8 protein-coding genes are annotated in these 13,799 nt (G+C 56.9%); 5 read left to right on the top strand and 3 right to left on the bottom strand.

From position 1 onward, the window contains the following. Positions 1-146: 146 nt before the first annotated feature. Together ACFQDM_RS05500 and ACFQDM_RS05495 are read right to left on the bottom strand one after the other, a co-directional pair. Positions 147-491, bottom strand: coding sequence for a P-II family nitrogen regulator (locus ACFQDM_RS05500; RefSeq protein WP_377376543.1), 345 nt, complete (start codon positions 489-491; stop codon positions 147-149). Between the two features lie 62 nt (positions 492-553). Then, entirely contained in the window at positions 554-1,291 is a 738-nt protein-coding gene (locus ACFQDM_RS05495; RefSeq protein ID WP_377376541.1) for a class I SAM-dependent methyltransferase, read from the bottom strand. 69 nt (positions 1,292-1,360) lie between these two features. On the opposite strand from ACFQDM_RS05495, the gene gloB reads away from it, so the two are divergent. The 3 genes from gloB to ACFQDM_RS05480 all read left to right on the top strand — a co-directional run bounded on the left by gloB (position 1,361) and on the right by ACFQDM_RS05480 (position 5,338). Further along, positions 1,361-2,128, top strand: coding sequence for a hydroxyacylglutathione hydrolase (gene gloB, locus ACFQDM_RS05490; RefSeq protein WP_377376538.1), 768 nt, complete (start codon positions 1,361-1,363; stop codon positions 2,126-2,128). Then, entirely contained in the window at positions 2,128-2,583 is a 456-nt protein-coding gene (locus ACFQDM_RS05485) for a cupin domain-containing protein (RefSeq protein WP_377376535.1), read from the top strand. Before gloB ends, ACFQDM_RS05485 begins: the two co-directional genes overlap by 1 nt. A 193-nt stretch (positions 2,584-2,776) precedes the next feature. Continuing rightward, a complete protein-coding gene (locus ACFQDM_RS05480) occupies positions 2,777-5,338 on the top strand; it encodes an ATP-binding protein (protein ID WP_377376532.1) in 2,562 nt (853 codons plus the stop codon). Here ACFQDM_RS05480 and ACFQDM_RS05475 read toward each other — a convergent pair. Then, complete coding sequence (locus ACFQDM_RS05475; protein WP_377376529.1) at positions 5,335-6,531, bottom strand: BaiN/RdsA family NAD(P)/FAD-dependent oxidoreductase; 1,197 nt, start codon at positions 6,529-6,531, stop codon at positions 5,335-5,337. The genes ACFQDM_RS05480 and ACFQDM_RS05475 overlap by 4 nt on opposite strands. 107 nt (positions 6,532-6,638) lie before the next feature. Here ACFQDM_RS05475 and ACFQDM_RS05470 point away from each other — a divergent pair, with 107 nt between their 5' ends. Further along, positions 6,639-11,603, top strand: coding sequence for an alpha-2-macroglobulin family protein (locus ACFQDM_RS05470; RefSeq protein ID WP_377376526.1), 4,965 nt, complete (start codon positions 6,639-6,641; stop codon positions 11,601-11,603). Then, entirely contained in the window at positions 11,590-13,767 is a 2,178-nt protein-coding gene (gene pbpC, locus ACFQDM_RS05465) for a penicillin-binding protein 1C (RefSeq protein WP_377376523.1), read from the top strand. Before ACFQDM_RS05470 ends, pbpC begins: the two co-directional genes overlap by 14 nt. Positions 13,768-13,799: the final 32 nt, after the last annotated feature.

Here is a 13,799-nt window from a genome sequence, read left to right as displayed (position 1 = left end):
GCAACATCACCTGATTGATCGGATTGTTGGCGCGATTGCGAAGAAATTGATGGCTCAGATACGACAAACCCCTGAAGGCAATGCCTTCAGGGGTGACGAAACCACTCGAACGGGTGTGTGGCTTCGATCTGGGGACTGTCTTCGCCTTACGCCTCGATGGCCTGGCTGTCGCGCTCGCCTGTGCGAATACGAACAGCAGCTTCGAGAGACGTGACGAAAATCTTGCCGTCGCCGATTTTGCCGGTGTTGGCTGTTTCAGAAATTGCTGTAACAATCTTGTCGACAGCTTCATCGGCACATGCGATTTCGACTTTCACCTTTGGAAGCAGGCGCACTTCGTACTCGGTGCCACGATAAACTTCGGTTTTGCCTTGCTGGCGTCCATAGCCGCGAACTTCGGTGACGGTCAGGCCGGTAACACCCAGCTCTGTCAGCGTGTCGAGGATCGCGTCGAGTTTCGATGGCTTGAATACGGCAGTGATGAATTTCATGGCGTGTCTCCTAATCCCTCATTAAGAACCTGTGTTAGGTGTGTAACATACTATAAATGTGTCTACAAGTCCTTATTTAAGGATACTGCCGGGCGAAGTCCGGATGGCACTACAACCCTGGCTTTTTCTGGCGTTTTCGGGTCGATCTGCACACGTTTGGTGCCTTCAACGAGATTAACGCCTCCGAAATTTGCAACGAATATCTCTCCGGCTCGTTCCCAACCTTCTGACGATGATGTGAAAATCTTCCAATCAATCGGCGGTGTATATAGTGAACGGGTCCAGGCGCTTGGTTCAATCAGGGCGTCTCGCATCAATCGCTTCAATTGCCGTTGAGAGAAAGGGCGTCCATAGCCGAACGGGGTTGAATCGCTGAGCGACCAGACACCCGACCGATTGGGCGTGATGATCAGAATGCGGGCCTGAGGAGCACTGACGCGCCAGATTTCACGAAGAAAGTCCGGAGCGTGAGCGGTTTCTTCCAGCGCATGGATGACAAGGATCCGGTCAAAGATCGCATCCATGAAGGGCAGTTCGCGCTCGTTGGAGAGCGCCGTTGCAGAGCCACGTTCACCATCCGGCCAGGCATGAGCGCCTTGCGAATGCGGCATGAGGCAAACAGATCTGCGTGGTTTGCCTTCAAGCCCCTCGAGAAAGGGCGGCGCATAGCCGATGCCAAGGACGTCCAGACCGGAGAGGTCGCCCCAAAGGGCGTTGATCCTTTCCAGGATTGCGCGATTGGCGCTTTGCCCCAATGGGCTGTCGTAGAACGACATGAGCGTGGTAATGTCCAATCGCATCGCTTGGCGCCTTTCCTTGCAAGCATGGCATCATGCCAACATACTTACGCGCAATAGGGAAATTTGATGATGAATGATTTCGAAATCCACCAGTTCCGGTGTCTGAGCGACAATTATGGCTATCTTGTCCATGACAAGGCGTCCGGCGAAACAGCGGCAATCGATACGCCAGATGCCAAAGTCATACTGGCAGAGGCTGAAAAAAAGGGCTGGCAGATCACGCAGATCTGGAACACACACTGGCATCCGGACCACGCGGGCGGCAATCTGGAAATCAAGGAAGCGACGGGCTGCGTTATCATCGGGCCGGCCAATGAATCCGAGAAGATTCCAGGCATAGACCGCCTTGTTCATCAGGATTCCATCGTCAATCTCGGTGCGCGTGTGGCGCGTGTTCTGGATGTGCCGGGGCATACCAGCGGGCATATCGCCTATCACATGGAAGACGTGCAGGTGGCCTTTGTTGGCGATACTGTCTTTGCACTCGGGTGTGGCAGATTGTTTGAAGGGACGCCTGAGCAAATGTGGGACAGTCTTGAGAAAATCCGGGCATTGCCGACGGATACGCTTCTTTACTGCGCGCACGAATACACCGCCGCTAATGCAGATTTTGCAGTGACGATCGAGCCGGGTAACAAGGCGCTTCAGATGTATGTTGATCGCGTTCGCGCATTGCGGGCCGATAACAAGCCAACTGTACCGACATCTCTGGCCAATGAGCTTGCCTCCAATCCATTCCTGCGCGCAGACAATGAAGCGCTGCAGACCGCCATGGGGCATCCGGGCGATATGGTGGCAACCTTCGCCGAGATACGTGCGCGCAAGGATAATTTCTGATGCCGTTTCCGGGGGGCGGCGATCTCGGAGTGAATGAGGTCATTCGCCTGCTGAACCTCAAACCACACCCTGAAGGCGGACACTTTTGTGAGGTCTTTCGCGATCCACGAGAAACGAATGGCCGCAGTGTCGGGACGTCCATCTATTATCTGCTTCAGGCAGGTGAGGTGTCCCACTGGCACCGCGTTGATGCGAGTGAAGTCTGGCATTGGTATGCGGGCGGACCCTTGGTGCTGACCATGTCGCAGGATGGTCGGATCGAGACGAGTTCGTCTCACCAGCTGGGGCCGGATCTGCGCTCTGGCGCCCGGCCGCAACTGGTCGTGCCGACAGGCGCCTGGCAAACGGCTGAAACACTTGGGGCATGGACCCTTTGCGGTTGCACCGTGTCTCCGGGGTTTGAATTTTCCGGTTTTGAGCTCGCGCCGCCGGACTGGCGTCCGGGGAATGGCTGAACGCCGAAGCATTCTGTAGGCGATTGACCGATAATTCAGATCCGGGTGAAGAAAAATACGTAAAAAAGATCAAGGGAAACAGTCGTTAAAGATAGTCTGACCGCTACTCTCTTTATCCATTAAATATATTCAGCGCTTTGTTTACGACTCTTCGATACGCCTAGAGCTCGGGATCATAGAATTGGCTGTCGACATGGCGAAAAGTATCCAGGCCAGGCTTTTTTGGTTTCTGCTTCCTCTGGCAGCCCTGGCGATAATCGGATCGGCAGCGATTTCTCTGGTTGCTGAGTATAGTCATGACCGGAAAATCATGGCTGAGCAGGTCAGCAACTATATCTATGAACGCGGCCAGCGTGAGGAATTGCGCTTTGACCGGCTCGAAAAAGCACATGCTGCGACGCATTCAGCGTTCCTGTTTCGCCACGAAAATCTGACAGAGCAAAAAATCGAGGAAATGCTTCAGACCTTCTTCCCTGTGAAGGAGGACGGTACCCGTCGCAGCTCTGATGCCTTGTTTGATGGCACCTATATTCCTGAGATTGGCCAGGTAAACGGCATTGGAGCTTTCATTTCCGCTGATACGGAATGGACGCCTGAACGGAAACGAGAGCTGATTGCAGCTTTTCTGGCGATTGCTCAGATTGCGCCAAGCGTGAAAGAGGACATTGAGAGCCTCTGGTATGCGACGAAGAGAAACGATCTCATCGTCTTTGCGCCCGGCCGCGACGACAAGCTGATGTTCTATCGTTCGCTCGCGAAGGCGGATTATAAGTTCGACAGTTTCAATTTCATGAGCTTGTCCGACCCGGAGCGCAATCCGGCAGGCATCACGAAATGTACACCGCTCTCCCGACTGGCTTATGTGCAAAGCGGCGAAGCGCTGACGACAGGCTGCCAAACGCCTATCCGTGTGAATGGCGAGCAGCTTGGGATCTGGGGCACGACTTTGCCTTTGGGCGCTGCGTTTCGCGAAGCTCTGAGCGATGTTCCGATTAAAGGCAGCGAGCTCTATTTCATCGAATCCAATGGCTCTCTGATTGCGCATCCGGATCTGCTCGGAAAAGAGCAGGTCACCCAGCCGGATGTCGACGCAATTGAAGAAAGATTGCACCCGGAGGCGCTCGCCAGCACGGTTGCCCAGCGGTCGATTGTATCGGGCTTTGTTCCGGCCGACCGGGGCCGCTTATTTGAGCACGTCAATGCCGTCTATCATCTGGATGTACCTGACTGGTTCGTTGTTATTCATATCCCGAACGATGTCTTGTTCGCGAGCACGCTCGACTCTGTTTTGCCGACCTTCATTGTGTCGCTGTCGGTCGCATTCCTGTGCGTTGGCATTCTGGTCATTTTCATACGCAATTTCGGAATCAAACCGATTGTGGCACTCGCTCGGAATTTCTCGAGCCAGGAGCAGGAGCCGCGTACGCGCGAAGAGGACCGCGCACTGATCGACGAAACCCGCAAACGTCAGGATGAAATTGGCGGACTGGCGAATGTCCTTGAAGATTACCGTCGGAAAACAGATTCCCACCTTATCGAGCTTGAGACACGCATTGCGCAGCGCACGAAAGAGCTGAAAAAGGCAAATGATGCCAAAAGCGTCTTCCTGGCGACGATGAGCCATGAACTTCGCACGCCTATGAACGGCATCATTGGCGTTGCCAGCGCCTTGCGCAAAACGGATTTGCGAGAGGATCAGCTCGAAATGGCGCAGTTGATCAGCCGGTCTGCGCAGCAGCTGGAGCGTCAGCTGAGCGATATTCTGGATGTGTCCAAGGTCGAGGCTGGCCGTCTCGATCTGAACGCCGAGCCTTTTGACCTGAAAGAAACCGTCTCCTCCATCTGCGAGCTTTATGCTTTGTCTGCGCGTGACAAGGGCATTGCCTTCCATGTCGACATCGCACCGGACTGTCAGCGTATGTATATTGGCGATGCGGTCCGTCTGAAGCAGGTGATTGGCAATCTGACCAGCAATGCCATCAAATTTACGTCCGCTGGGTCAGTAACGCTGTCGATTTCATGTCTGTCGACGCAGGATAAACGTGATGCCCTGCAGATTGTGGTCAGTGATACCGGTTGCGGCATTGATCAGTCGGCTTTGTCGCGCGTCTTTGATCCGTTCAGCCAGGCCAATCAGAAAGTCTATCAGCGTTATGGCGGGTCAGGCCTTGGGCTCAGTATTTGCAAGTCGCTGGTCGAATTGATGGATGGCTCGATCAAGGTCGAATCCGAGTACGGCAAAGGCAGTACCTTCACGGCGATCATTCGCCTGCCGCGCTGCCAGACAGTGGATATGGAGATGCCGTCTAATCCGCCTGCGCCAGCTGAACTGGACATGTCCGACAAATCCCTGCGTGTGCTGCTGGCGGAAGATCATCCGATCAATCAGCGCGTCATTCAGCTCATTCTCAGCCCGCTCGGTTATGATGTTCAGACCGTTGAAAACGGCCAGCACGCGCTTGACCGGTTCACGACGGAGCATTTCGATTTCGTGATTATGGATATGCAGATGCCGGTCATGGATGGCTTGGAAGCCACCCGGAAAATCCGCAGCTGGGAAAAAGAGCGTGGTCGTGCGGCCTGTCCGGTCATCATGTTGAGCGCGAACGCCATGAAGTCTCACAAGGAGCTCGCCAAAGCGAGCGGTGCGAATGTGCATATCGGCAAACCCGTTCTCCCGGACCTACTGATCAACACCATCGTTCACTTGTTGAATGAGGCTGCGGCGGACACGCGTTTGCGGGCCAGCAATTAGGTTGCCTCGGCAATCGCCATTGCGGCGGCATGTGCGCTGGCCCAGGCCCACTGAAAATTATAGCCGCCCAGCCAGCCGGTCACGTCGACCACTTCACCAATGAAATAAAGCCCCGGACAATGGCGGCTCTCCATGGTCTTGGAGGAAAGTCCTGCCGTGTCGACGCCGCCCACCGTGACTTCAGCCGTGCGATAGCCCTCGGTCTGTGTTGGCGTCAGGGCGTAGTTCTGCAGACGGCCGGATATCAAGGCGATGTCCTTGTTGGAGAGGTCGCCAGCGCGCTTATCGATCTTTAGCTCGGCCAGCAAATCGGCCACCAGCCGGTTAGGCAGCCATTGTGCGAGCAGGTCGGAGAGCTTCTTGCGCGGCTGGTCATGTCTTGCCTCGGTCAGCTGCGCGCTGAGATCGGTCCCTGGCAGAAAATCGACGTGAACAGGCTCGCCGGGAGACCAATAACTGGAGATTTGCAGAATGGCCGGGCCAGACAGGCCGCGATGCGTGAACAGCATGGCTTCATGAAAGCGTGTTCCGTTTTCGCTTTCGACATCCACATTTGTCGCGACGCCGGAAAGGCTGGCAAAGCGCTCTTTGGTCTGACCGGAGAAGGTGAAGGGCACAAGTCCGGGGCGTGTTTCGACGATGTCATGACCAAATTGCCTGGCAATCTCATAGCCAAACCCCGAAGCGCCGATCTTTGGAATGGATAATCCGCCCGTTGCGATGATGACGTGGCGGGCGCGCAGTTCGCCTGTCGAGGTCTGAACCGAGAACTGGTCGTTCGATTTTCTGACATTGCGGACATCGGTCGAGAGTTGAAGCGTCCCGCCGTGCTTTTCCAGCTCATCGAGCAGCATTTTGATGATGGCACCGGATTTCTGATCGCAGAAGAGCTGCCCTAACGTCTTCTCATGATAGGTGAGCCCGTGCTCGGCCATCAGGGCAATGAAATCCCAGGGCGTAAAGCGCGCAAGTGCAGACTTGGCGAAGTGCGGGTTTTCGGACAGAAACCGCTTCGCGTCTGTTTCCAGATTGGTGAAATTGCAACGTCCGCCGCCCGAAATGCGGATTTTTTCGGCGGGTTTCGCAGCATGGTCGACCACCAGGGTGCTGAGGCCGCGCTTCGTGCAATTACTGCCAGCAAAAAGCCCTGCAGCGCCCGCGCCTATGATGATCACATCGTAGTCAAGTGACATTATGGCAATCTCGTCAGATTCCGACCTCATTGGCACCTTTTCCACGTTTAGTAATGACATTTGACGCTGGTTCGCGCAAAACAGGACCAAGGTAGGGGAAAGGTAACATGATGCGTTATTTGCAGGCTTTCATATTGGCGGTCGCTGTCATTCTGACCGCTGGCTTTGTCTATAAGTTTGTTCAGGAAGAGTCGGGAACCGAGTATTCTGAATCACAGACATTGTCATCCCAGTCTGCTCAGGAACGCGAGATGGCCGCGCAGTCGCAGACAAGCGCTGAAAACTTCAAACGCCGATCAGAAGAGCGCGAGAAACTGCGTCAGGCTGCGGCGGCAAGGAATGAAGAAACCTTCGCGTTCATTCGCTACCGGACAGACATGAGTGGCGCGGCGCCCGTTGCCTGCCTTGTCTTTACCGCCCCGCTGGACCCGGAAGCTGATTACAGCCCGTATGTGCAGGTCGTTCCGCAGAAGTCCCTTACCTATTCTGCAAATGGCGAAGAACTGTGTGTCGGTGGTCTGACATTCTCTGATTCACGCGAACTGACACTGAAGGCGGGCCTGATGGCAGCCGATGGCCGCGAGCTGGAGTCAGATGAAACCGTCAAGATCGACTTTCAGGACCGCCCGCCATATGTCGGCTTCAAGGGCGGCGGCGTTATCCTGCCTCGCCTCGACGCTGATGGCCTGCCAATTGAAACCGTCAATGTCGACAAGCTGAACGTTGAAGTCTCGCGCGTGAACGATCGTGCGCTTGCCTTCAAACGCATTACCGAAGGCATCACCCGCGCACAGGGCGGGTATGGCTATCTTTACGGCGATGAAGATCCTGATGATGTCGCCGTGACCGTATGGTCAGGTGAAATGGATGTGGCGTCCGTCCAGAACTCGCCAGTTGTCAGCGTCTTCCCCCTAGAGCAGGCTGTTGGTCAGCTCGAACCGGGTGCTTACTTCGTCAAGGTTACAGACGCGCGCGAAAATCTGGGAAATGAAGGTCCGGCAGCGCAGGCGCAGCGCTGGATCATCATGACAGACCTCGCATTGACGAGCTATTGGGGCGAAACAGGCCTCGATGTCGTCGTGCGCTCGCTTCAGACAGGTAAGCAGGTCGGAAATGTCCGCCTGCGTCTGCTCGCTCTGAACAATGAAATCCTCGGCGAAGTCACAACGGATGGCGCGCGCGCGGCCCGTTTTGATGGCGCTTTGCTGAAGGGTGAGGGCAATCTGCGTCCGCGTATGATCGCTGCAATGGGGCCACAAGGCGATTTCGCCATGCTGGACCTTGAGCGCGCACCAATTGATCTGTCATCTGAAAACATTGGTGGTCGTACACCGCCATATCCGATTGACGGCTTCGTCTACACAGAGCGCGGTATCTATCGGCCAGGTGAGACGATCTATTCCGTAGCCATGTTGCGCGATGAGGCAGCGCGCGCTGTGACAGATCGCAAGGGACGTTTCGTTGTCTACCGCCCGAACGGGATGGAAGCGACACGAGAGGCCTTCTCCGAAACAAAGCTTGGTGGCGTGACCTTCAATTATGAGCTGCCAAAGACAGCCGCCCGCGGTCAGTGGCGCATTGTCGCTGAAGTTGATGGTATCGGCCCTGTCGGTGAGACGAGCGTCTCTGTCGAAGATTTCGTGCCACAGCGCATCAAGGTTGAACTCGAAGCAGACACGGAAACGCCATTACTGGCTGGCGAGGCGCGTGACGTAGAAGTCAGCTCGCGCTTCCTGTATGGCGCCCCAGGCGCAGGTCTGACCGTCCAGGCAGAAGCACGCATGGAAACCGATCCATCGCCATTTGAGGCGTTCAAAGGCTATCGGTTCGGTCCGTTCGACGAGACCTTCCGACAGGAAATCATTGAATTTCCGGAGCAGACCACGGATGGCGCAGGCAATGTAACTCTGCCGCTCAATCCCGGGAAACGCGGCTCTGATGCCGACCAGCCTCTGCGCCTTCGCACGGTGGTCAGCGTTCTTGAGCCGGGTGGTCGGGCTGTCAGCGACAGTGTGATCATCCCATATCTGCCAAAAGACCGTTATCTGGGTGTGAAGCCGGACTTCGAGCACGCGCCGGGTCGAAATGAGGCGGTCGGTTTCAAGGTGGCCTCTATCTCGCCTCAGGGCGAAGCACTATCGGCGAATCTGGGCTGGAAGCTGGTGCAGGTCTATTACGATTATGACTGGTACCAGGATGGCAGTCGCTGGCGCTGGCGCCGGTCGCGATATGTCAAAGAGGTCAATCAGGGTAATCTGTCTCTCTCCGATGGTGAGATTGGTGAGGTCTCGCTTGATGGTCTCGAAGACTATGGCGACTATCGCCTGATCGTGACCGACAAGGTGCGCGGCGATGAAACCAGCCATCAGTTCTGGGTCGGCTGGGGCGGCAATGCAGAAGAAGGCGTGGAGGCGCCAGACCGTGTCCGTCTCTCTGTCGCTGATCAGGCGCCTGAAACGGGGGGCAAGGCCAAGCTAACGCTTCTGCCACCTTATGCCGGACAGGCTCAGATTGTCGTCGCGACAGATCGGGTGCTGTCGGTCATGTATCAGGATGTCACCGAGGAAGGCACAGAGCTTGCGATTCCGGCAACCGCTGACTGGGGCGAGGGCGCGTATGTGATGGTCAGCGTTTATTCCAAACGCGATGCCATTGATCATCCAAAGCCACGTCGCGCCGTCGGTGTCGCTTACGTTCCGGTGAATACCGAAAAGCGTGTGTTCGACGTTGATTTCGATGTGCCTGAGCTGATCCGCCCACGCACCGAGCAAACGATCAAGGTGAAGGTCGAGAACGGTCCGAAAGAGCCAATCTTCCTGACCCTCGCAGCTGTTGATGAAGGCATTTTGCAGCTCACCAAATTCCAGACGCCGGACCCGGCAAGCTGGTATTTTGGCAAGAAGGCACTCGGCGTTGACATGTATGACGACTATGGCCGTCTGCTCGACCCGAATATGGCCGCGCCGGGTGAAATTCGCTCCGGTGGTGACCAGCTCGGCGGAGAGGGACTCTCTGTCGTGCCGACCAAAACGGTCGCGCTCTTCTCTGGCATGGTCGATATCGGCCGAAATGGCAAAGGAGAGGTCACCTTCAACGTGCCAGACTTCAACGGTGAACTTCGCCTGATGGCTGTTGCCTGGTCGGCAACAGGTGTTGGCGCGGGCGACAAGCCGCTGACCGTTCGTGACAAAGCGCCGGTCGAGCTGTCCCTGCCGCGCTTCCTGGCACCGGGTGACGTCGCTGTTGCTACGGCGAGCATCGACAATGTCGAGCTGAAAGCAGGTGCATTTGAAGGACGTCTGGCCGCTGGTGGTCCGATCACATTCACCACAGATACGCTGTCGGCGAATCTCGAAGAGGGCGAACGTGTCGATCTTCCGATTTCGCTGGAAGCTGAAGAAGAAGGCATTGCCGATCTCTCCATCATGGTGGATGGCCCACAGGATTTCACGGTTGAACGCAGCTATCCGATTCAGGCACGTTCTGCCTTCCTGCCGGAAACGCGTATCACGCGTCAGCTTCTGAATGTCGGTGAGAATTACAGTGTTCCGTCTGATCTGCTGGCCGATTTCGTGCCGGGCTCAGAAGAAACCATTGTGTCCTTCTCGCCGCTGCCGATTGATGCAGGTGCGCTGTATGCAAGCCTTGCGCGCTATCCTTATGGCTGTACCGAACAGATGACGTCACGTGCGCTGCCACTGCTGTATGCAGATCAACTGGCTGAACTGGCGCGTGCCGACTCTGATGAGGCAGATGCTTCGGCGAAGGCAAAGGTTCAGGAAGCGGTGAACGCCATTCTGAACCGTCAGAGCCCTGATGGATCGATTGGTCTGTGGCGCGAGGGCGACCGCAATGCGTCGCCTTGGCTGGGCGCCTACACGACGGATTTCCTCTATCGCGCAAAGGCCGCAGGCTACACCGTGCCAACCGAAGCGCTTGATCGCGCCCTCGGTGCGCTGGGTGACATTGCGCAGGGCGATGCATGGCGGATTTACGGCTATGATACCGATGTCTGGGAAAGCCGCTGGCATGTCGATACAGAAGACAAGCTGATGCGCCGTTCTGCTCCGTTTGCGCTCTACGTTCTTGCAAAGGCAGGTGAGGCAGACATTTCTCGCCTGCGCTATATGCATGATCGTGAACTTCGTCAGATCGAGTCGCCTCTGGCGCGGGCTCAGCTTGGTGCTGCGCTGGCCATTATGGGCGACCGTTCGCGTGCAACAACGGCGTTTGAGGCAGCTGTCGATGGCCTCGGTTACGAAAACAATGGTGACTATTATCAGACGCCATTGCGTGACCTTGCCGGTGTGCTGGCCCTCGCGGCGGAAGTCGGCATGACAGACGTGATGGATCGTCTGTCGGAGCGGCTCGGCGAAGACGTGCCGGATGCTGATGAACTGACGACACAGGAAAAAGCCTATCTTCTGCTGGCCTCGGATGCGCTGACAAAAGGGCAGCCAGTCCCAACCATTGAAACCGATGCAGGCTCTGACGCGTCGGGATCACGTTTCACATTCGATCAGGTTGATGCGGCAACGCAGGCAAGCTTTGTGAACCGCAGTGCTGGGCCGGTCTGGCAGACCACGCTTGTGCGCGGTGCCCCGTCGGCTCCGCCAGCAGCGAGTGCGTCGAACTTCCGCGTGTCGAAAGATATTTTCACCATGCAGGGCAATCGCGCCAATCTGTCGAACATCGAACGCGGCGACCGACTGGTGGTGAAATTGTCGCTCACGCCGGAAGAGCGGCGTACCAACCCGATGATCGTGGAAGACCTGTTGCCAGCAGGCTTTGAAATCGAAGCGGTGTTGCGCCCGAGCGATGGCGAGTCTGAAAGCGGTGCGTTCAGCTGGCTGGGGGATATTGCGTCTGCCAAGACCACGGAAACACGCGATGACCGTTATGTGTCTGCCATCGACGTTCGCAGCAGTTCAGTGACCCTGGCCTATGTTGTACGGGCCGTGACAGCGGGCGAGTTTACGCTTCCGGGCGTTGTCGCTGAGGACATGTACCGACCAGACGTGTTCGCACGTTCTGCTTCCAGCCGGGTAACGATTGCGGATGACGAAGGCTAAGACGTTTTCATCCACCTCTGATGGTAAAGACCGTCAGACATCGGGGCGCCTTGCCTGGCAAAAGCGCCCCCGGCTGCTTGGCGGGATTGTGTGTCTTGCGCTTGTTCTGGCATCAATTGCCGCGCTGGACCTGCTCTTTCCGCCGCCCATAGAGCGGGCATTCTCCCGCTCCATGCTGGTGACAGACCGTTCCGGTATTCCTCTGCGGGCCTTTCCCACCGAGGAGGGGCGCTGGCGGTTACCTGCTGAACTCGACGCGATTGATCCGGCCTTTATTGAAGCGCTGATCCTCGTCGAAGATGAACGTTTCCGATCTCATATCGGGGTCGATGGCCTTGCAGTCGTGCGAGCCGCCATGTCAGCGCTACATCGTGGACGGATTGTTTCCGGCGCGTCGACCATCACCATGCAGACAGCCCGGCTGCTCGAGCCACGTCCCCGGAATTTCGGATCGAAATTCGTCGAAATGCTGCGCGCCCTTCAGCTGGAACGACGCTTATCGAAAGATGAGATTCTAGAGCTCTATCTGACGCTCACGCCCTATGGCGGCAATCTCGAGGGAATCCGTGCGGCAAGCTGGGCCTATTTCGGGCGCGAACCTGATCGGCTTGCCGACGATCAGATCGCCCTGCTGATCGCCTTGCCGCAATCGCCGGAGGTCCGCCGCCCGGATTTGCGGCCCGAACACGCCAAAGCGGCCCGGGCGCTACTGCTGGACCGAATGGCGAAGCTGGAGGTGATTTCACCTGCCAGAGCAGAAGATGCCAAATCCCTTCCGTTACCGGGTCGGCATGCGTTTCCGGCTCAGGGCTGGCATGCAAGTGCACTGATTCAGTCTGCGGCTCTGGCGGATACGAAAACCAGAGTAGGACCTGCCGGGCTGGCACGTGATGTGAGCTCGACAATAGATGCAGGCCTTCAGTCCGCGTTGGAAGCCTATCTGGCCGAAGAAGCGGAGAAGCTGGGCGGTCAGGTTCAGATGTCAGCCATCGTCGTCGATATTGAGCGCCGCGCTGTGCGCGCGCATGTCGGCTCAGCAAGTCGGAAACGGGCTGGCGGCTGGATTGATCTGACGCAGATTGCGCGCTCTCCCGGATCGACGCTGAAGCCTTTTATTTACGGTCTGGCATTTGATGACGGAGATGCACTGCCGGGCACCTTCATCGAGGACTTGCCGTCCCGGTTTAACAGTTATCGCCCTGAGAATTTCGACCGGTCATTCCGGGGGCAGGTGCGTGTCAGCGATGCGCTTCAGCACTCCCTGAATGTACCTGCGGTTCTGGCGCTTGATCGGATTGGACCAGAACGGTTCGCTGCGGCGCTGACCTTGTCCGGCGCGGATGTGCAGGTCTATGGCGGGGCAGACAAAGAACCGGGCCTTGCGCTTGCGCTGGGCGGAGCCGGTTTGTCGCTTCAGGACCTTGCCATGCTGTATGCGGGGCTGGGCGATGGCGGGCGTATGAAGCCTCTCAACTGGACCGAGGCGTCCGTTGAGCAACATCAGGCTGACAAGGCACATCGTTTCATGAGCCCGGAATCGGCTGATCGCCTGATCGATATCCTCAAGTCTGCGCCAACGCCTGCGGGGCGAATGCCTGCCAGCCTGACCCGGGATGCGCCGGAAATCGCATTCAAGACAGGCACCTCCTATGGTTTTCGAGATGCCTGGGCTGCTGGCGTTGCAAGAGGCTATGCGGTCGTGGTGTGGGTTGGCCGCGCAGATGGTGCACCGCGCCCCGGCGCGACAGGGCGTCAGGCGGCGCTACCTGTTCTGTTCAGTGTTTTTGACAAGGTGAACACATCCCTCAATGCGCAGGGCGAAGCGGCGGGGCGACTGATTGCAAAGCAGAATGAGACACCGCGTTTCGCCATGACGCGCTTTGCGCCCGATGATTTGCCGCCGACCATTCTGTTTCCGCCGGAAAACGCGATCCTTCTGCAGAAAAGCGCCAATAATCCAAACCCGGGCTTTGTGCTCAGCGGGCGCGGACAAGGTGAGCTTCGCTGGTTTGTCGATGGTGAGCCCGTTGCGCTCGATCCTGCGGGAGCTCCGGTCTGGGAGCCAGTGGGGCCGGGCTTTTTCAAGCTCTCAGCGGTTGATGAAAACGGCCAGGAAACGCGTGTTTCCGTGCGTGTCTCAAATGTGACAGATCCTCAATATTGATCACATTTAGCGGAGACACTGCTTTGCGTGAC

The organism is Ponticaulis profundi (assembly GCF_042659465.1).
Taxonomy (GTDB): Bacteria; Pseudomonadota; Alphaproteobacteria; order Caulobacterales; family Hyphomonadaceae; genus Ponticaulis; species Ponticaulis profundi.
The sequence above is the reverse complement of the archived record's forward strand: the minus strand, read 5'-3'. Positions and strand labels throughout refer to the sequence as shown.

Excerpts from the sequence above, each read along its gene's own strand:
- gloB (WP_377376538.1), top strand. The coding sequence starts at position 1,361 with ATGAATGATTTCGAAATCCACCAGTTCCGGTGTCTGAGCGACAATTAT.
- ACFQDM_RS05470 (WP_377376526.1), top strand. The coding sequence starts at position 6,639 with ATGATGCGTTATTTGCAGGCTTTCATATTGGCGGTCGCTGTCATTCTG.
- ACFQDM_RS05480 (WP_377376532.1), top strand. The coding sequence starts at position 2,777 with ATGGCGAAAAGTATCCAGGCCAGGCTTTTTTGGTTTCTGCTTCCTCTG.
- ACFQDM_RS05475 (WP_377376529.1), bottom strand. The coding sequence starts at position 6,531 with ATGTCACTTGACTACGATGTGATCATCATAGGCGCGGGCGCTGCAGGG.
- pbpC (WP_377376523.1), top strand. The coding sequence starts at position 11,590 with ATGACGAAGGCTAAGACGTTTTCATCCACCTCTGATGGTAAAGACCGT.
- ACFQDM_RS05500 (WP_377376543.1), bottom strand. The coding sequence starts at position 491 with ATGAAATTCATCACTGCCGTATTCAAGCCATCGAAACTCGACGCGATC.
- ACFQDM_RS05485 (WP_377376535.1), top strand. The coding sequence starts at position 2,128 with ATGCCGTTTCCGGGGGGCGGCGATCTCGGAGTGAATGAGGTCATTCGC.
- ACFQDM_RS05495 (WP_377376541.1), bottom strand. The coding sequence starts at position 1,291 with ATGCGATTGGACATTACCACGCTCATGTCGTTCTACGACAGCCCATTG.